Source organism: Vibrio sp. NC2 (assembly GCF_025195005.1).
Taxonomy (GTDB): Bacteria; Pseudomonadota; Gammaproteobacteria; order Enterobacterales; family Vibrionaceae; genus Vibrio; species Vibrio splendidus.
Map to the genome: position 1 here is coordinate 5,656 of NZ_JANVFC010000011.1, position 19,205 is coordinate 24,860.

A 19,205-nucleotide genomic window follows, 5' to 3' on the forward strand; every position below is an offset into this window, starting at 1 on the left:
ATTCTAAAGGTTAAATAGCTCAAAAGAGTTACGTGTTGCGTGCATCGTATAATGGCTATTACCTCAGCCTTCCAAGCTGATGATGCGGGTTCGATTCCCGCTGCACGCTCCAACTCATTTTTGTGTGCTGATATAGCTCAGTCGGTAGAGCGCACCCTTGGTAAGGGTGAGGCCCCCAGTTCGACTCTGGGTATTAGCACCAGTCTAAAGCTTCTTCTCCTTTAATAAAGAAAACCATTTTTTTTGGTTGCGTGGTCTTATTTTAAGCCACCTAATCCGTACCTAGAGGGACACCCCATGTCTAAAGAAAAATTTGAACGTACGAAACCGCACGTAAACGTTGGTACTATCGGCCACGTTGACCACGGTAAAACAACTCTAACTGCTGCTATCTGTACTACACTTGCAAAAGTGTACGGCGGTGTTGCTAAAGATTTCGCATCTATCGATAACGCTCCAGAAGAGCGCGAGCGCGGTATCACAATCGCAACTTCTCACGTTGAGTACGATACTCCTGAACGTCACTACGCACACGTAGACTGTCCTGGACACGCCGATTATGTTAAAAACATGATCACTGGTGCTGCTCAAATGGACGGCGGTATCCTAGTTGTTGCTGCTACAGATGGCCCTATGCCACAAACACGTGAGCACATCCTACTTGGTCGTCAAGTTGGTATCCCTTACATCATCGTATTCATGAACAAATGTGACATGGTTGATGACGAAGAGCTACTTGAGCTAGTAGAAATGGAAGTACGTGAACTTCTTTCTGAGTACGAGTACCCAGGAGACGACCTTCCAGTAATTCAAGGTTCTGCACTTGGCGCTCTAAACGGCGAAAAGCAGTGGGAAGACAAGATCGTTGAGCTTGCAGAAGCACTAGATTCTTACATTCCACTTCCAGAGCGTGCTGTTGATCTACCGTTCCTACTTCCTATTGAAGATGTATTCTCAATCCAAGGTCGTGGTACAGTAGTTACTGGTCGTATCGAGCGCGGTATCCTACGTGTAGGTGACGAAGTAGAAATCGTTGGTATCAAAGAAACTACTCTTACTACTTGTACTGGTGTTGAAATGTTCCGTAAACTGCTTGACGAAGGTCGTGCAGGTGAGAACGTTGGTGCACTTCTACGTGGTACTAAGCGTGATGACGTTGAACGTGGCCAAGTACTTTCTGCTAAAGGTTCAATCAACCCACACACTAAGTTTGAGTCTGAAGTATACGTACTTTCTAAAGACGAAGGCGGCCGTCACACTCCTTTCTTCAAGGGTTACCGTCCACAGTTCTACTTCCGTACAACTGACGTAACAGGCGACATCACTCTACCTGAAGGCGTAGAAATGGTAATGCCAGGTGACAACGTTCAAATGACTGTTGAGCTAATCGCTCCAATCGCAATGGACGAAGGTCTACGTTTCGCAATCCGCGAAGGTGGCCGTACAGTTGGTGCTGGTGTTGTAGCTAAAATCTTTGCATAAGATTTGACGAACCACTAGTAAAAAGGGCATCATTTGATGCCCTTTTTCTTCGCTGAAAAAAGAGTTGGATGTTTTGGCATCAATTTTAGCTCTTAGCAAAGAACTAAACGGTCTTTTTGACTAAAATGACTGTTAGATGTGTTGTTTTGCAACGCAAAGGAATGTGCCCTGCAACAGCGGGGTTATTGTCGTCTATATTTAAGACTTATCACAGGTTGGTTTTATGAAAGCAAACGCTGAAACTCCTGATAGCTCAGGTGCAGCAGATACAATGAAGTGGGTAGTCGCTTTTGTACTGTTGGCTGCTGCTGTTGTGGGTAATTACCTGTATGGTGAATTGTCTGTTGTAATTCGCGCTGCAGGTGTAGTTGTGCTGATTGCTGCCGCACTAGGCGTTGCAGCAACAACAGTTAAAGGTAAAGCTGCGATCGATTTTGCAAAAGAATCTCGTATGGAGATTCGTAAAGTTGTTTGGCCTACTCGCCAAGAAACTATGCAAACCACATTGATCGTTTTAGCTGTATGTATTGTTATGTCTCTAGTGCTTTGGGGAATTGACGGCATTATGGTCCGTTTAGTTTCTCTAGCGACTGGGGTGTAGAGGGTTCTGATTCATGAGTGAAGCTCCAAAAAAACGTTGGTATGTAGTTCAAGCCTTTTCTGGCTATGAAGGTCGTGTATCTCAATCGCTACGCGAACATATTAAAATGCACGACATGGAAGAGTTCTTTGGTGACGTTTTAGTACCTACTGAAGAAGTAGTGGAAATGCGTGCAGGTCAACGCCGTAAAAGCGAACGTAAGTTCTTCCCTGGCTACGTATTAGTGCAAATGATCATGAATGATGAATCATGGCACTTAGTGCGCAGTATCCCTCGTGTTATGGGCTTCATTGGTGGTACCTCTGATCGTCCTGCGCCAATCACTGACAAAGAAGCTGATGCTATCTTGAACCGTCTAGAGAAAGCGAGCGAGTCTCCACGTCCTAAGACAATGTTCGAAGCGGGTGAAGTGGTTCGTGTGAACGATGGTCCGTTTGCTGATTTCAACGGTACAGTTGAAGAAGTAGATTACGAGAAAAGCCGCATTAAGGTATCTGTATCGATCTTTGGTCGTGCAACACCGGTTGAGCTTGAATTTGGTCAAGTTGAAAAGCTAGACTAAAACTCTAACTTTTGAACAAGCTGTGGATAAATGCTTCATAAGTTGTTCAAAATAAAAGAGTATAAAAAACCACCTTTTTAGGGTTGTTAAAGGCGCGAATTATGATTATAATTTCGCGCCTTTTTGCTTCTATCGAAGTAAGAAAGAGTTAATTGAAATTAAGGGGAGCTTGCCTTAGGGCTAGCGCATGTACCCAAAAATTAGGAAATATCATGGCTAAGAAAGTTGAAGCTTATATCAAACTGCAAGTTGCAGCTGGTATGGCAAACCCAAGTCCACCGGTTGGTCCTGCTCTAGGTCAACACGGCGTGAACATCATGGAATTCTGTAAAGCGTTCAACGCAAAAACAGAATCTGTTGAGAAAGGTCTACCTACTCCAGTAGTAATTACTGTTTACAACGACCGTTCTTTCACGTTCGTAACTAAGACTCCACCTGCTGCTGTTCTTCTTAAGAAAGCTGCTGGCGTTAAGTCTGGTTCAGGTCGTCCAAACACTGAGAAAGTTGGTACTGTAACTGACGCTCAAGTTCAGGAAATCGCAGAAACTAAAGCTGCTGATATGACTGGTGCTGACATCGAAGCAATGAAGCGTTCTATTGCTGGTACTGCTCGTTCAATGGGCCTAGTGGTAGAGGGATAAGATCATGGCAAAACTTACTAAGCGTATGCGCGTAATCCGCGACAAAGTTGAAGTAACTAAAGAATACGAAATCAACGAAGCTGTTGCTCTTCTTAAAGAACTAGCGACTGCTAAATTCGTTGAGTCTGTAGATGTTGCTGTTAACCTAGGCATCGATGCTCGTAAATCTGACCAAAACGTACGTGGCGCAACTGTGCTACCTCACGGTACTGGCCGTGAAATCCGCGTTGCTGTGTTCACTCAAGGTGCAAACGCAGAAGCAGCTAAAGCAGCTGGCGCAGATATCGTTGGTATGGAAGATCTTGCTGAGCAAGTGAAAAAAGGCGTAATGGACTTTGACGTTGTTGTTGCTTCTCCTGATGCAATGCGCGTTGTTGGTCAACTAGGTACAATCCTAGGTCCACGCGGTCTAATGCCAAACCCTAAAGTTGGTACTGTAACTCCTAACGTTGCTGAAGCGGTTAAGAACGCTAAAGCTGGTCAGGTTCGTTACCGTAACGACAAGAACGGTATCATCCACACTACTATCGGCAAAGCGTCTTTCGAAGCTAACCAGCTTCAAGAGAACCTAGAAGCACTTCTAGTTGCTCTTAAGAAAGCTAAGCCTTCTTCAGCGAAAGGTACTTTCCTGAAGAAAGTAAGCATCTCTACTACGATGGGTGCTGGTGTTACTGTTGATCAAGCTAGTCTTGATACTCAAGCAAACTAATTTGCTTTGGCGCAGATTTAGTATATACTTCTGCGCCTAATATTTGTGGTTGGGTGGTTTTTGAAGCAATTCATAACTGTCTATCCCAAGACCGTAGGCGCTGAACCTTTTTAAGGTGAAGCTTAATAAAACCTACGTAGGCGATGTTGTCGTTTGAAATGAATTTATTCATTTTTGAATAACATCGTAAACGCTCAATGTATTTTATATTGAGTGCTGTAATCACAACCAGAGGTTAATCCAAATGGCTTTAAATCTTCAAGACAAAAAAGCAATTGTTGCTGAAGTCAACGAAGCAGCCAGTGGTGCACTTTCTGCAGTTGTAGCTGACTCTCGTGGCGTTACTGTTGGCGCGATGACTTCTCTACGTAAACAAGCTCGCGAAGCGGGTGTTTACATGAGAGTTGTTCGTAACACACTAGCACGCCGTGCAGTAGAAGGTACTGAGTATGAGTGTCTACAAGACACATTTACTGGTCCTAGCCTACTTGCGTTCTCTAACGAGCACCCTGGTGCTGCAGCGCGTCTTTTCAAAGACTTCGCTAAAGAGAACAAAACATTCGAGATCAAAGCTGCTGCATTTGAAGGCGCAGTTACTGATGCTGATGTACTAGCGACACTACCAACTTACGACGAAGCTATCGCACGCCTAATGATGTGCATGAAAGAAGCTTCTGCTGGCAAGCTGGTTCGTACTATCGCTGCTGTTCGCGACCAAAAAGAAGAAGCTGCGGCATAAGCCTTGCTTTTCACTGGTTGCTATTTAAACTTATTGTTGACTTAAAAGAGAATTGTTATGTCTATTACTAACGAGCAAATCCTAGACGCAGTTGCAGAAATGTCTGTAATGCAAGTTGTTGAGCTTATCGAAGCTATGGAAGAAAAATTCGGTGTTACTGCTGCTGCTGCAGTTGTAGCTGGTGGTGCTTCTGCTGAAGCTGCTGCTGAGCAAACTGAATTCGACGTTATCCTTACTGGCGCTGGCGCAAACAAAGTACAAGTTATCAAAGCTGTACGTGGCGCAACTGGCCTAGGTCTTAAAGAAGCTAAAGGTCTTGTAGACTCAGCTCCTGCAGCGCTTAAAGAAGGCGTTGACAAAGCTGAAGCTGAAGCTCTTAAAGCACAGCTAGAAGAAGTTGGCGCTTCTGTTGAAATCAAGTAATTATTACTTAATTTCCTAGCCGCAAGGCTATTGGCTGGTGGTTTATTAACCACCGGCCTTTTTGCGCTGTAGGGCTATGACGAATTTCCCGCTGTTTAACCGTCATAATCCGAGCAAAAAAACAGTCATTTTTTCGAAATGATTGTTCAACTACAGTAAACAGCTGTTTGTCACCGCCCCCTCTGAAGAGTGTTTTGGGTGGTTTGGGTCACTTATCAGCGAGCTGAGGAACCCCATGGTTTACTCTTATACCGAGAAAAAGCGCATCCGTAAGGATTTTGGTACTCGTCCACAAGTTTTGGACATTCCATACCTGTTATCGATCCAGCTTGATTCTTTCGATAAATTCATCGAACAGGATCCAGAAGGTCAATACGGTCTTGAAGCTGCTTTCCGTTCTGTATTTCCAATTCAGAGCTACAACGGCAATTCTGAGCTGCAATACGTTAGCTACCGTCTTGGTGAGCCAGTTTTTGACGTTAAAGAATGTCAAATCCGCGGTGTAACTTACTCAAAGCCACTACGCGTAAAACTACGTCTAGTTATCTTTGATCGAGACGCACCAGCAGGCACTGTAAAAGACATTAAAGAACAAGAAGTCTACATGGGCGAAATTCCGCTTATGACAGACAATGGTACTTTCGTAATTAATGGTACCGAGAGGGTTATCGTATCCCAGCTGCACCGAAGCCCAGGCGTGTTCTTCGACAGTGATAAGGGTAAGACCCACTCATCAGGTAAAGTTCTTTATAACGCACGTGTAATTCCTTACCGTGGCTCATGGTTAGACTTTGAGTTCGATCCTAAGGATAACTTATTCGTACGTATCGACCGTCGTCGTAAGCTACCAGCATCGATTATTCTTCGTGCACTTGGTAAATCGACTGAAGAGATCCTAGATCTGTTCTTCGACAAGGTGAACTTCGAAGTTAAAGACCAAACTCTACTTATGGAGTTGGTTCCTGATCGTCTACGTGGTGAAACTGCGTCATTCGACATCGAATCAAACGGTAAAACTTACGTTGAGACTGGTCGTCGTGTTACTGCTCGCCATATCCGTCAACTTGAAAAAGATGGCGTTGAGCACATCGAAGTACCAGTAGAGTACATCGTTGAAAAGATTGCTGCGAAAGATTACATCAACGAAGCAACTGGCGAGATCATCGTTGGCGCAAACCAAGAGATTAGCCTAGAAGCACTTGCTAACCTGTCTCAAGCAGGTCACAAGACTCTAGAAGTGCTGTTCACGAATGACCTAGACCATGGTCCATTCATGTCAGACACTCTACGTGCGGATAGCACAGTAGATCGCATCTCTGCATTGGTAGAAATCTACCGCATGATGCGCCCTGGCGAGCCACCAACGAAAGAAGCTGCAGAATCATTGTTCGAAAGCCTATTCTTCTCTGAAGATCGTTACGACCTATCAACTGTAGGCCGTATGAAATTCAACAGCTCTATCGAGCGTGAAGAAGAAGAAGAGCGCGGTACTCTGGATGAATCAGACATCATCGAAGTGATGAAGAAACTGATCGGCATCCGTAACGGCATTGGTGAAGTGGACGATATCGACCACCTTGGCAACCGTCGTATCCGTTCTGTAGGTGAAATGGCAGAAAACCAATTCCGTGTTGGTCTAGTTCGTGTAGAACGTGCCGTTAAAGAGCGCCTAAGCCTTGGTGACCTTGATGCAATCATGCCTCAAGATCTTATCAATGCTAAGCCGATCTCTGCTGCAGTTAAAGAATTCTTTGGCTCTTCACAGCTTTCACAGTTTATGGACCAAAACAACCCATTGTCAGAAGTTACGCACAAACGTCGTATCTCTGCTTTAGGTCCTGGTGGTCTTACTCGTGAGCGCGCAGGCTTCGAAGTACGTGACGTTCACGTAACTCACTACGGTCGTCTATGTCCGATCGAAACGCCTGAAGGTCCAAACATCGGTCTAATTAACTCGCTATCTGCGTTTGCACGTTGTAACGATTACGGTTTCCTAGAAACTCCGTACCGTCGTGTAGTAGATGGTGTAGTAACAGAAGAAGTTGATTACCTGTCTGCAATCCAGGAAGGTCAATTCGTAATCGCGCAAGCAAACACTATTCTTACAGAAGAAGGTACGTTTGCAGATGAGCTAATCACAGCTCGTCAAAAAGGTGAATCTGGTCTTCACCCACGCGAGCACGTTGACTACATGGACGTTGCGACAAACCAAGTAGTATCTATCGCTGCTTCGCTTATCCCGTTCCTAGAACACGATGATGCGAACCGTGCATTGATGGGTGCCAACATGCAACGTCAAGCGGTACCAACACTTAGAGCTGATAAGCCTCTAGTAGGTACTGGTATTGAACGTAACATCGCAGTTGACTCTGGTGTTACAGCGGTTGCTAAACGTGGTGGTCAAGTTCAGTCTGTAGACGCTTCTCGTATCGTAGTTAAGGTTAACGAAGATGAATTGGTACCTGGCGAAGCTGGTATCGATATCTACAACCTAACTAAGTACACGCGTTCGAACCAAAACACATGTATTAACCAACGTCCAACTGTACTTCCTGGTGAACCAGTTGCACGCGGTGATGTTCTTGCTGATGGTCCTTCAACTGACCTTGGTGAACTTGCTCTTGGCCAAAACATGCGTATCGCATTTATGCCTTGGAACGGTTACAACTTCGAAGACTCGATCTTAGTATCTGAGCGCGTAGTTCAAGAAGACCGTTTCACGACAATTCACATTCAAGAACTATCTTGTGTGGCTCGTGATACTAAGCTGGGTTCTGAAGAGATCACAGCTGATATTCCAAACGTAGGTGAGTCTGCTCTGTCTAAACTAGACGAGTCAGGTATCGTTTACATTGGTGCTGAAGTTAAGGGTGGCGACATCCTTGTTGGTAAAGTAACCCCTAAAGGTGAAACTCAACTGACTCCTGAAGAGAAGCTACTACGTGCTATCTTCGGTGAGAAAGCATCTGATGTTAAAGATACTTCTCTACGTGTACCAAACTCTGTTTCGGGTACTATCATCGATGTACAAGTCTTCACTCGCGATGGCGTAGAGAAAGACAAACGTGCACTTGAAATCGAACAGATGCAGCTTAAAGAAGCTAAGAAAGATCTAACTGAAGAGTTCCAAATTCTTGAGGGTGGCCTTCTTAACCGTGTTAAAGCTGTACTTCTGTCTGGTGGTTACTCTGAAGCTAAGCTTGATACTATCGGTCGTAAGCAATGGCTAGAGCAAGTTCTAGAAGACGATGCGCTACAAACACAGCTTGAGCAACTTGCTGAGCAGTGGGATGAGCTAAAAGCAGACTTCGATAAGAAGTTTGAAACTAAGCGTCGTAAAATCACTCAAGGTGATGATCTAGCGCCTGGCGTTCTTAAGATTGTTAAAGTTTACCTAGCGGTTAAACGTCGTATCCAGCCTGGTGATAAGATGGCCGGTCGTCACGGTAACAAAGGTGTAATCTCTAAGATTAACCCTGTTGAAGACATGCCATACGATGAGAAAGGTCAGCCTGTAGACATCGTACTTAACCCGCTGGGTGTACCATCGCGTATGAACATCGGTCAGATCCTAGAAGTTCACTTAGGTTTGGCTGCGAAAGGTATCGGTGACAAGATCAACCAAATGCTTAAGGAACAACAAGAACTGCATAAGTTCCGTGAGTTCCTACAGAAGGTTTATGATCTTGGTGATACTCGTCAGAAAGTTGATATTGCTGAACTGTCTGATGATCAAGTTCGTACACTGATTAAGAACCTACGTGGCGGTCTACCGATTGCTACTCCTGTGTTCGACGGTGCTTCTGAGTCTCTAATCAAAGATCTACTTAAACTGGGTGATCTGCCAGAATCTGGTCAGCTTAAACTGTTTGATGGTCGTACTGGTGATTCGTTTGAGCGTCCTGTAACTGTTGGTTACATGTACATGCTGAAACTGAACCACTTGGTTGATGACAAGATGCATGCTCGTTCAACTGGTTCTTACAGCCTAGTAACTCAGCAACCACTTGGTGGTAAAGCTCAGTTCGGTGGTCAGCGTTTCGGTGAGATGGAAGTATGGGCACTAGAAGCATACGGTGCTGCATATACTCTACAAGAAATGCTAACAGTTAAGTCGGATGACGTTAACGGCCGTACTAAGATGTATAAGAACATCGTAGATGGCAACCATAGCATGGAACCTGGCATGCCTGAGTCGTTCAACGTACTGTTGAAAGAGATTCGCTCGCTAGGTATCAACATCGAGCTAGAAGACGAAGAGTAATCCCTCTTTTTTATAAAGAAGATTGGATTACTTGGTAAAGGGGGCTCACTTTAGTCGGTGAGCTCCTTTAACTCCTTACAGGAGCTGAACGTGAAAGACTTATTAAACTTTCTAAAAGCACAGCATAAGACCGAAGAATTTGATGCAATCAAAATCGGTCTATCTTCACCAGATACGATCCGTTCGTGGTCTTTTGGTGAAGTTAAAAAGCCAGAAACAATTAACTATCGTACGTTCAAACCTGAACGTGATGGTCTGTTCTGTGCACGTATTTTTGGTCCAGTTAAAGACTACGAATGTCTTTGTGGCAAATACAAGCGCCTGAAGCACCGTGGTGTTATCTGTGAGAAGTGTGGCGTTGAAGTTACACAAACTAAAGTTCGTCGTGACCGTATGGGCCACATCGAGCTTGCTTCACCAGTTGCTCACATCTGGTTCCTAAAATCACTACCGTCTCGTATCGGTCTACTAATGGATATCCCTCTGCGTGATATCGAACGTGTTCTTTACTTCGAAATGTACGTAGTAACTGAACCGGGTATGACTGATCTAGAAAAATCTCAGATGCTTACTGAAGAAGAGTACCTGGATCGTCTAGAAGAGTGGGGTGACGAATTCACTGCTAAGATGGGTGCTGAAGCGATCAAAGATCTGCTTTCAACAATGGACCTTCATCAAGAAGTGGAAGAAATGCGCGAAGAGTTAGAAACAACTAACTCTGAAACTAAGCGTAAGAAAGTTACTAAGCGTTTGAAGCTAGTTGAAGCGTTCATCTCGTCAGGCAACAAGCCTGAGTGGATGATCCTAACTGTACTTCCAGTGCTACCGCCAGATCTGCGTCCTCTAGTACCTCTAGATGGCGGTCGTTTTGCGACTTCAGATCTGAACGACCTTTACCGTCGTGTGATTAACCGTAACAACCGTTTGAAGCGTCTTCTAGAGCTAGCGGCTCCAGACATCATCGTACGTAACGAAAAGCGTATGTTGCAAGAGTCTGTTGATGCCCTTCTAGATAACGGTCGTCGCGGTCGTGCGATCACGGGTTCTAACAAGCGTCCTCTGAAATCTCTTGCTGATATGATCAAGGGTAAACAAGGTCGTTTCCGTCAGAACCTTCTAGGTAAACGTGTAGACTACTCTGGCCGTTCTGTAATCACAGTAGGTCCATACCTTCGTCTACATCAGTGTGGTCTTCCTAAGAAGATGGCACTTGAGCTATTTAAGCCGTTCATCTACAGCAAGCTAGAGACTCGTGGCATGGCTACGACAATCAAAGCTGCTAAGAAAATGGTAGAGCGCGAAGAAGCGATCGTTTGGGATATCCTAGACGAAGTTATCCGTGAACACCCAGTACTGCTTAACCGTGCACCTACACTTCACCGTCTAGGTATCCAAGCGTTTGAACCAGTACTAATCGAAGGTAAAGCGATTCAGCTTCACCCACTAGTGTGTGCGGCATACAACGCCGACTTCGATGGTGACCAAATGGCTGTACACGTGCCTCTAACTCTAGAAGCACAGCTTGAAGCTCGTACCCTAATGATGTCGACGAATAACATTCTGTCGCCAGCATCAGGTGATCCGATCATCGTACCTTCTCAGGACGTTGTATTGGGTCTTTACTACATGACACGTGACAAGATCAACGTGAAAGGTGAAGGTATGTACCTTGCTGGCCCTGCTGAGGCTGAAAAGGCATACCGTACTAAGACTGCTGAGCTACATGCTCGCGTTAAAGTACGTATCACTGAAACAGTAGTAGACGAAGACGGCAATAGCACAACGAATACTGGCCTAGTAGATACGACTGTAGGTCGTGCAATGCTATGGCAGATCGTTCCTAAAGGCCTTCCGTACAGCATCGTTAACCAAAAGTTAGGTAAGAAGCAGATCTCTACTCTTCTTAACGAGTGTTACCGTAAGCTTGGTCTAAAAGATACAGTAGTATTTGCTGACCAAATCATGTACGCAGGTTTCGCATACGCGGCTCTTTCTGGTGTTTCTGTAGGTATCAACGATATGGTTGTTCCTCAAGCGAAATACGACGAGATTGAATCTGCTGAAGAAGAAGTTCGTGAAATCCAAGAGCAATTCCAATCTGGTCTTGTTACTGCGGGTGAGCGTTACAACAAAGTTATCGATATCTGGGCATCTACGAATGACCGCGTTGCGAAAGCAATGATGGATAACCTATCTTCTGAAACAGTTATTAACCGTGACGGCGAAGAAGAACAGCAAGAATCGTTCAACAGCATCTACATGATGGCCGACTCGGGCGCACGTGGTTCTGCAGCTCAGATTCGTCAGCTAGCAGGTATGCGTGGTCTGATGGCGCGTCCAGATGGTTCAATCATCGAAACGCCGATCACTGCGAACTTTAAAGAAGGTCTAAACGTCCTTCAGTACTTTATCTCAACGCACGGTGCTCGTAAGGGTCTTGCGGATACAGCACTGAAAACAGCAAACTCGGGTTACCTAACTCGTCGTCTAGTAGACGTTGCTCAAGACGTTGTAGTACACGAACATGACTGTGGCACGCATGAAGGTATCGACATGATGCCTCACATCGAAGGTGGTGACGTTAAAGTTGCACTTTCTGAGCTTGCTCTTGGTCGTGTTGTTGCTGAAGATGTTCTTAAGCCTGGTACTGAAGATGTACTGATTCCACGTAATACTCTGATTGATGAGAAGTGGTGTCAAATCATGGAAGACAACTCAGTAGATAGCATGAAAGTGCGCTCTGTTGTTACCTGTGATGCAGACTTCGGTTGTTGTGCACAGTGTTACGGTCGTGACCTAGCACGTGGTCACCTAGTGAACCAAGGTGAAGCAGTTGGTGTTATCGCTGCACAATCTATCGGTGAACCGGGTACACAGCTAACGATGCGTACGTTCCACATCGGTGGTGCGGCATCTACTGCAGCAGCAGAGAACAGCATCCAAGCGAAGACAACTGGTACTGTGAAGCTTCACAATGCTAAGTTCGTAATTAACAAAGATAAGAAACTGGTTATCACTTCTCGTGCATCTGAGATGACGATTATTGATGAATTCGGCCGTACGAAAGAGAAGCACAAACTTCCTTACGGTTCGATGCTAACCAAAGGCGACAACGCAGCAGTTACTGCTGGTGAAGTTGTAGCTAACTGGGAAGCGCATACCATGCCAATCATCACTGAAGTGGCAGGTCGTATCCAATTCGTAGATATGATCGATGGTATTACAGTTTCTCGTAACACTGACGATCTAACGGGTCTTTCTTCAAGTGAAGTTACAGACGCAGCAGCTCGCCCAGCAGCAGGTAAAGATATGCGTCCAGCTATCAAACTTGTTGATGAGCAAGGTAACGACGTAATGATCCCTGGTACTGATATGCCAGCTCACTACTTCCTACCTGGCAAAGCGATTGTAAACATCGAAGATGGCGCTGAAGTTGGCATTGGTGACACACTATCTCGTATCCCTCAAAAATCGAGCGGAAACAAAGATATCACCGGTGGTCTACCACGCGTAGCTGACCTATTCGAAGCTCGTAAGCCTAAAGAGCCTGCGATCCTTGCTGAGCACACAGGTACTGTGTCTTTCGGTAAAGAAACGAAAGGTAAGCGTCGTCTAGTAATCACTCGTGAAGGCGGTGACGCTTACGAAGAGATGATTCCTAAGCATCGTCAATTGAACGTGTTCGAAGGTGAGAAGATTGAACGTGGTGATGTAATCGCCGACGGTCCTGAAACTCCACACGATATCCTGCGTCTACGTGGTATCCACGCAGTAACTCAGTACATCGCGAACGAAGTTCAAGAAGTTTACCGCTTACAAGGCGTAAAGATTAACGATAAGCACATCGAGACTATCGTTCGTCAAATGCTACGTAAGTGTACAATCACTCATTCTGGTGACTCTCCGTTCCTACCTGGCGAACAAGTTGAGTACCACAATGTTAAGATTGCTAACCGTAAGCTAGAAGCTGAAGGTAAAGAACTAGTACGTTTCGAACGTGATCTGCTAGGTATTACTAAAGCATCTCTTGCAACTGAGTCATTCATCTCAGCTGCATCGTTCCAAGAAACGACTCGCGTACTAACAGAAGCTGCGGTTTCTGGTAAGCGTGATGACCTTCGCGGTCTGAAAGAGAACGTAATTGTTGGTCGTCTGATCCCAGCTGGTACTGGTTTCGCATACCACCAAGAGCGTCAAAAGCAACGTGAAGAAGAGCAAGAAGGTCCTTCAGCTGAACAAGCTACTGACAATCTAGCAGCACTTCTAAACGCTGGTTTCTCTTCAGAAGAGTAAGCTCTACGAGTAGTCTCTAAGAGATAAGAAAAGGCACCTTCGGGTGCCTTTTTTGTATCTGGCGTATAGGTGTTTAACGAGAGGTTTATAGATTAGAAGTTGATAGGTATGCTTGCTTGCAGATTGCTTGGCTGGTGGACTTAGTCGATAGTACTTTCTCGAAGGCAGCTTGCGTGTTAACAGGGAGGCAGTTTACGTGTTTACAGGGAGGCGCTGAGGATGAAACCGGTGAGAAGTGTTACGTCGGGTTATCGCAAAACATCAGACTAGGGACGAACCGATAGGCTCTGGTAAAAGAGTTGGATGTGTTAGGTAACGCTACAGACAAAACAAAAAGCTTGCACAGAGGCAAGCTTAGAATATGTTAAGCCATTAAGCTCCTGGTGGAACCGCTAGGCTGTCGGCAATTTGTTGTATCAGCTGGTCTTCAACCGCAAACCTAGCCTCAAGTATCTCACCTATGAGTGACAGCTCACTATCAAAGCCTTCTAATGTATCACTAGCTTCAATGGCGGCGTACTTGTCGGTGAAGTTGAGCAGAGGGTCCGTGGTAAGGACGATATGACCATAAGACTGGTTGATTTCGTCTGTTGCTTTGAAGCCAGTAGACTGCCATTTGTCCATCACCATGTCATAGATTTTGAAATGACCTTCGGAGATGTAATCAACAAGATGTTGGCTGAATTTTTGGAGTTCTTCTGGAGAAGGCAGTTCAGTGATTGCAGTTGCTTTCGACGATGAAGGCTGTAGAGCGGCAAGCTTACAATACTCAACGATTAGAGACTGTCGAGTTTCGAGCCAATGATCGATGACCTCATTAGAGCCACCCCATTGTTCTTGTATTTGTTTGAATTTATTTAGCATGACCATGTCCTCATGATCTGATCACAACCTTGTGATCAAGTAATTGCCTAAGCAAGGTCCATTTATTGGTATCTACTAAAAGTAATAGTTTGAATTATTATCTGCTACAACTCTAGTATGAAATTAGATTGCCAGTAAAATGAACGAACTGCAAGCAATGAGGCATAGGGATGTTAAAAAAAAGTGATAACAAAATGACAGAGCAAGCTTATTGGTGCGTCGTTTCAGGTAGTGATATTTGGGTTAATAATGATCAGTTTCCTTATGGCTCAGCAGAGGAGCTAGGGCTGAGCGTCGAGCATGCAATCTGTATTGGTCAGCATCAAGGTCGTAAGGTGTATTGGCTCAACGACTGTGATGTTGAGAGTGAGCTGACCATGATAAACCTACGTGAGTTATTGCACTGGCCTGAATCGAGTTTTCTGACAGCAAGCAAAGCCATCCAGTATGGGCACATGACGCAAAGTATGCGTTTTTGTCCTCAGTGTGGCGGTCGTAATCACCTCAACCATAATCAGGTGGCGATGCAATGCGGAGACTGCCGAACGCTTCATTATCCTCGTATCTTCCCGTGCATCATTGTCGCTGTACGAAACGACAACAAGATATTGCTTGCACAGCACCCAAGACATAAAACAGGTATGTATACCGTGATAGCGGGCTTCCTAGAGGTTGGGGAAACCTTAGAGCGGTGCGTGGCAAGAGAAGTCAAAGAAGAGACAGGCATCGATGTCAGTAATATCCGTTACTTTGGCAGCCAGCCATGGGCGTTTCCGTCGAGTATGATGATGGCCTTTCTGGCTGACTATGCTGGTGGAACGCTTAAACCAGATTACAGTGAATTGTCGGATGCCCAATGGTTTGATGTAACAAGCCTGCCTGATGTAGCTCCAGTAGGAACGATTGCGAGACAGTTGATTGATAAAACTGTGGGTGACGTGATGAAAGATGGTGTGACGGAGCAGACGATAGAGTACTAATTTACCTATGATAGTATTTGGCCTATAGGTGGTCAAAAGCTAAAAAAAACCCTCCACAAGTGGAGGGGGTAAGTAAGATGTCGTTATGAGATGCTGAGTAGTGACTACTCAGATGTTATAATTGTAATTTTCGCTAGCGAACAAATTTTTAACATGCTCCCGTAATTGGGTGCAAACTAAGCATTGATTTAAAAGTTAATAACTTGATCTAGGTTGCAAAGCACACAGCTTTTACCCTTCAATCAGTGTTAGAATACTTGCCATCAAAACTAGACAAGATTGAATTGGAATTTAACGGAATGACCGAATTAAAAAACGATCGCTATTTACGCGCACTTTTAAAACAGCCTGTTGATTACACACCAGTATGGATGATGCGCCAAGCTGGCCGCTATCTTCCAGAGTACAAAGCAACGCGCGCTGAAGCGGGCGATTTCATGTCTTTGTGCAAAAACGCTGAACTGGCATCAGAAGTAACACTTCAACCTTTACGTCGTTTCCCGCTTGATGCGGCAATCTTGTTCTCTGACATCCTAACTATCCCTGATGCAATGGGCTTAGGCTTGTACTTTGAAACTGGTGAAGGTCCTAAGTTTGAACGTCCTATCACATGTAAAGCTGACGTAGAGAAGATTGGCCTACCTGATCCAGAAGGCGAGCTTCAATACGTAATGAATGCTGTTCGTCAGATCCGTAAAGATCTGAAAGGCGAAGTGCCATTGATTGGTTTCTCTGGTAGCCCTTGGACACTGGCAACTTACATGGTTGAAGGCAGCAGCTCGAAGGCGTTTACCAAGATCAAGAAGATGATGTACGCAGAGCCACAAACACTGCATTTACTTCTAGATAAGCTGGCTGACACCGTTATTGAATACCTGAACGCGCAAATTAAAGCGGGTGCACAATCGGTAATGGTATTCGACACATGGGGTGGTGTACTTACTCCGCGTGACTACAACCTGTTCTCACTACAGTACATGCACAAAATTGTAGATGGCCTAATCCGTGAAAACGAAGGTCGCCGTGTACCGGTTACTCTGTTCACTAAGAACGGTGGCATGTGGCTAGAATCTATCGCAGCGACTGGCTGTGATGCGGTGGGCCTAGACTGGACAATCAATATTGCGGATGCAAAAGCGCGTATTGGCGATAAAGTGGCTCTACAAGGCAACATGGACCCATCAGTGCTTTACGCACAACCTGAGCGTATTCGTGAAGAAGTCGGCACTATCCTGGAAGGTTTTGGTGACGGCGGTACTGGTCACGTATTTAACCTTGGCCATGGTATTCACCTAGATGTGCCACCAGAGAATGCTGGTGTATTTGTGGACGCAGTTCATGACCTATCTAAGCCATACCATAAGTAATTAAGATATGTTTTCAAAGCCCCTAGATATGTTAACTAGGGGCTTTTTTGTTTGTGCTGTTGGCATTTTATTCTTATCGTTAGTTAGTTTTCTACTATGCTGAACATAACAACCTCTAACGGAAAGTTTTATGTTTAGACTTAGGTATTTATTCTTTACGCTATTGTTGCTCTTACTTGGCTGTGCTTCCGACGTTTCTACTGATTATGATTCGTCAGTCAGCTTCGCAGGCTTTAAAACTTATCAATATGATGAACCCAAGCAATCACCTTTAACACTTGATGCTGCTCGAATTAAAAAAGCCGTAGATGAAGAAATGAAGTTCCGAGGAATCAGTTTCTTAGAGAGTGATGCACAACTTACGGTTTATTACGAAATTCTTGAGGAATCCGAGTTACTTGCTGATGGGCCTACTTTTAGCTTTGGTTTCGGAACTGGGAGTATCAACAACGTCTATGGAGCAGGAGTTAGCACCCCCACTCGTGTTAAAGAGAAAAAGTATGGAAAACTGAGTATTAGCATAGTTGAAACTCAGTCCAACGATGTGATTTGGCGTTCCATATCTCAAAGACAACTCACGGAGACAATGGACACGGAAGACCGGAATGAGTTTATCTTAGATCAAGTGAAACAAATGTTCGAAGACTATCCCGTTCCTTCTTCGAATGTCGAATGACAAGGCTAATAGCCTTTATCAAAATCGATGACATGGTTCAGTTTAAAGCCATCTCGCCACTGTTGGTAATTCTCGGCGAAGAGCTCTACCACCTGCCTTGGCTCACTCAGCGCTGCAATGTGCGGGGTGATGGTCACTTGCGGTAATGTCCAGAAAGGGTGCTCCTGCGAGAGGGGCTCACTTTCAAACACATCCAAGAAAGCATGCTCAACCCACTTATTCTTAATCGCAAGCAACAAGGCTTTGTTATCTAAGCTCTCTCCTCTGCCAACATTAAACAGCAGCACATTCGAGCAGTAACTTAAGGTCGTTTGATTGAGTAATTGATAGGTTTCAGCTGTTGATGGCAAGGTGTTGACCACAATATCCGCTTGCTTAAGGGCAGCCTCTATCTCATTGATGTGGAAAGTGTCTTTAAAGGTCTCTTGCTTTGATGGGATGCCGGTACGGTTGACTCCAATGGTATGAATACCAAAGGCAGCTGCGGTTTTCGCTAAATGACTTCCGATTGAACCTGTTCCTAAAATCACCATGGTTTTGTCAGTTAGGCTAGTATATAGCTGTGGCTGCCAGCTTCGTTGTGCTTGTTGCTGGTGGTAGTGAGGGAAGTGTCTACAGTGGCTGATCGTGTAACCTAACACGTATTCAGCAATCGCAGGGCCGAAGATGCCTTTGACGTTGGTCAGCGTATAATCTTGACGAAGATCCGGCTGAGTGAGTTTATTGATTCCTGCGTAGGTACTTTGCACCCAGTCTAGATGTTTAAACTCATTAAGTCGCTCCGCGATTAAAGGAGGAGAAGCCAGCACGATCTCAGCTAATTCGGGGTTTTGAGTGATTTCGAGGTCAGGTAACCCTTGGTTTAGAATCAGTTGCGTATAAGTATCGTCATGCTCAGTAAGAATATAGAGCTTATTCGTAAAATTGTTCATCGGCCTACCTTTTCCATCCTAGGTTTATCAAGTACACTTTCGCTGTCTTTTTCTGCAATTATTGAGTGACTATGCTTCAGAATCCACTGCAGGTTCGTCTAGAAAAGTTAGAACCTTGGCAACAAATTACCTTTATGGCGTGTCTATGTGAGCGTATGTACCCTAACTATGCCATGTTTTGTGAGAATACAGAATTTGCGGAAGCTCGAATCTATCGTGATGTTTTGGATAGCATTTGGGAAATCTTAACCGTTAAAACGGCAAAGGTGAATTTTGAGCGTCAGCTTGAGAAAGTCGAAGAGCTATTCCCAAGTGGAGATGATTTTGATTTCTACGGTGTTTACCCTGCGATGGACGCGTGCCAAGGCTTAGCAACGTTAATCCATGGCTTACTTGACCGTGAGCATCTGCTTGAAACTGTAATTAAAGTGAGTCAACAATCGGTGAAGACGGTTGCTGAGCTTGAGTTTGCTCAAGGCGCTGAAGAAGTGACAAACGAAAACCAGAAAGAAAACGAAGCGGTGTGTGAAGAGTGGGACGTTCAGTGGGCCATCTTCCGACCTCTACGTGAAACGACTGAGCGTGACCTAGAGCTGATCAAAGATCTACGCCACGAACTGCGTGAAGACCCAGTAAGTAACATTGGTGTAGCGTTATAATTCGCTATCGCAT

The 19,205-nt window shown here is 44.9% G+C and carries 15 protein-coding genes and 2 tRNA genes; 15 read left to right on the forward strand and 2 right to left on the reverse strand.

Going from position 1 to position 19,205, the window contains the following annotated elements; genetic code table 11:
* Positions 1-37: 37 nt before the first annotated feature.
* The 11 genes from NX845_RS14670 to rpoC all read left to right on the forward strand — a co-directional run bounded on the left by NX845_RS14670 (position 38) and on the right by rpoC (position 13,714).
* Positions 38-112: transfer RNA gene (locus NX845_RS14670), tRNA-Gly, on the forward strand.
* 14 nt (positions 113-126) lie between these two features.
* Positions 127-202: transfer RNA gene (locus tag NX845_RS14675), tRNA-Thr, on the forward strand.
* Positions 203-297: 95 nt separating this feature from the next.
* Positions 298-1,482 carry an elongation factor Tu gene (gene tuf, locus NX845_RS14680; RefSeq protein ID WP_012604914.1) on the forward strand — a complete coding sequence of 395 codons (1,185 nt, stop codon included), beginning with the start codon at positions 298-300 and terminating at the stop codon, positions 1,480-1,482.
* 223 nt (positions 1,483-1,705) lie between these two features.
* Positions 1,706-2,083 carry a preprotein translocase subunit SecE gene (gene secE / locus NX845_RS14685; RefSeq protein WP_017073785.1) on the forward strand — a complete coding sequence of 126 codons (378 nt, stop codon included), beginning with the start codon at positions 1,706-1,708 and terminating at the stop codon, positions 2,081-2,083.
* A 13-nt stretch (positions 2,084-2,096) separates the two neighbouring features.
* Positions 2,097-2,645, forward strand: coding sequence for a transcription termination/antitermination protein NusG (gene nusG, locus NX845_RS14690; protein WP_012605006.1), 549 nt, complete (start codon positions 2,097-2,099; stop codon positions 2,643-2,645).
* A gap of 212 nt (positions 2,646-2,857) precedes the next feature.
* Positions 2,858-3,286 carry a 50S ribosomal protein L11 gene (gene rplK / locus NX845_RS14695; RefSeq protein ID WP_010435555.1) on the forward strand — a complete coding sequence of 143 codons (429 nt, stop codon included), beginning with the start codon at positions 2,858-2,860 and terminating at the stop codon, positions 3,284-3,286.
* Between the two features lie 4 nt (positions 3,287-3,290).
* Positions 3,291-3,995, forward strand: coding sequence for a 50S ribosomal protein L1 (rplA, locus tag NX845_RS14700; RefSeq protein WP_017077557.1), 705 nt, complete (start codon positions 3,291-3,293; stop codon positions 3,993-3,995).
* A gap of 244 nt (positions 3,996-4,239) precedes the next feature.
* Entirely contained in the window at positions 4,240-4,734 is a 495-nt protein-coding gene (rplJ, locus tag NX845_RS14705; protein ID WP_017077558.1) for a 50S ribosomal protein L10, read from the forward strand.
* A 57-nt stretch (positions 4,735-4,791) separates the two neighbouring features.
* Positions 4,792-5,157: a 50S ribosomal protein L7/L12 gene (rplL, locus tag NX845_RS14710; protein ID WP_004729770.1), complete on the forward strand. Its 366-nt coding sequence runs from the start codon at positions 4,792-4,794 to the stop codon at positions 5,155-5,157.
* A 235-nt stretch (positions 5,158-5,392) separates the two neighbouring features.
* Positions 5,393-9,421, forward strand: coding sequence for a DNA-directed RNA polymerase subunit beta (gene rpoB / locus NX845_RS14715; protein WP_004729769.1), 4,029 nt, complete (start codon positions 5,393-5,395; stop codon positions 9,419-9,421).
* 90 nt (positions 9,422-9,511) lie between these two features.
* On the forward strand, positions 9,512-13,714 hold the full coding sequence (gene rpoC / locus NX845_RS14720; protein WP_029222058.1) for a DNA-directed RNA polymerase subunit beta': 4,203 nt from the start codon (positions 9,512-9,514) through the stop codon (positions 13,712-13,714).
* Positions 13,715-14,086: 372 nt separating this feature from the next.
* Here rpoC and NX845_RS14725 read toward each other — a convergent pair whose 3' ends face one another.
* Positions 14,087-14,584, reverse strand: coding sequence for an Rsd/AlgQ family anti-sigma factor (locus tag NX845_RS14725; RefSeq protein ID WP_017077561.1), 498 nt, complete (start codon positions 14,582-14,584; stop codon positions 14,087-14,089).
* 164 nt (positions 14,585-14,748) lie between these two features.
* Between NX845_RS14725 and nudC the strand changes: the two genes are divergently transcribed.
* The 3 genes from nudC to NX845_RS14740 all read left to right on the forward strand — a co-directional run bounded on the left by nudC (position 14,749) and on the right by NX845_RS14740 (position 17,601).
* Positions 14,749-15,558, forward strand: coding sequence for an NAD(+) diphosphatase (nudC, locus tag NX845_RS14730; protein WP_102498712.1), 810 nt, complete (start codon positions 14,749-14,751; stop codon positions 15,556-15,558).
* 299 nt (positions 15,559-15,857) lie between these two features.
* The gene (gene hemE / locus NX845_RS14735) at positions 15,858-16,925 is read left to right on the forward strand and encodes a uroporphyrinogen decarboxylase (protein ID WP_004729761.1); all 1,068 of its coding nucleotides are present in this window, start codon (positions 15,858-15,860) and stop codon (positions 16,923-16,925) included.
* Positions 16,926-17,055: 130 nt separating this feature from the next.
* On the forward strand, positions 17,056-17,601 hold the full coding sequence (locus NX845_RS14740; RefSeq protein ID WP_065682711.1) for a DUF4136 domain-containing protein: 546 nt from the start codon (positions 17,056-17,058) through the stop codon (positions 17,599-17,601).
* A gap of 5 nt (positions 17,602-17,606) precedes the next feature.
* On the opposite strand, the gene NX845_RS14745 is transcribed toward NX845_RS14740, so the two are convergent.
* Positions 17,607-18,533: a D-2-hydroxyacid dehydrogenase gene (locus NX845_RS14745; protein ID WP_017080179.1), complete on the reverse strand. Its 927-nt coding sequence runs from the start codon at positions 18,531-18,533 to the stop codon at positions 17,607-17,609.
* A gap of 71 nt (positions 18,534-18,604) precedes the next feature.
* Between NX845_RS14745 and NX845_RS14750 the strand changes: the two genes are divergently transcribed.
* Complete coding sequence (locus tag NX845_RS14750; RefSeq protein WP_004729756.1) at positions 18,605-19,192, forward strand: YjaG family protein; 588 nt, start codon at positions 18,605-18,607, stop codon at positions 19,190-19,192.
* The last annotated feature ends 13 nt before the right edge of the window (positions 19,193-19,205 follow it).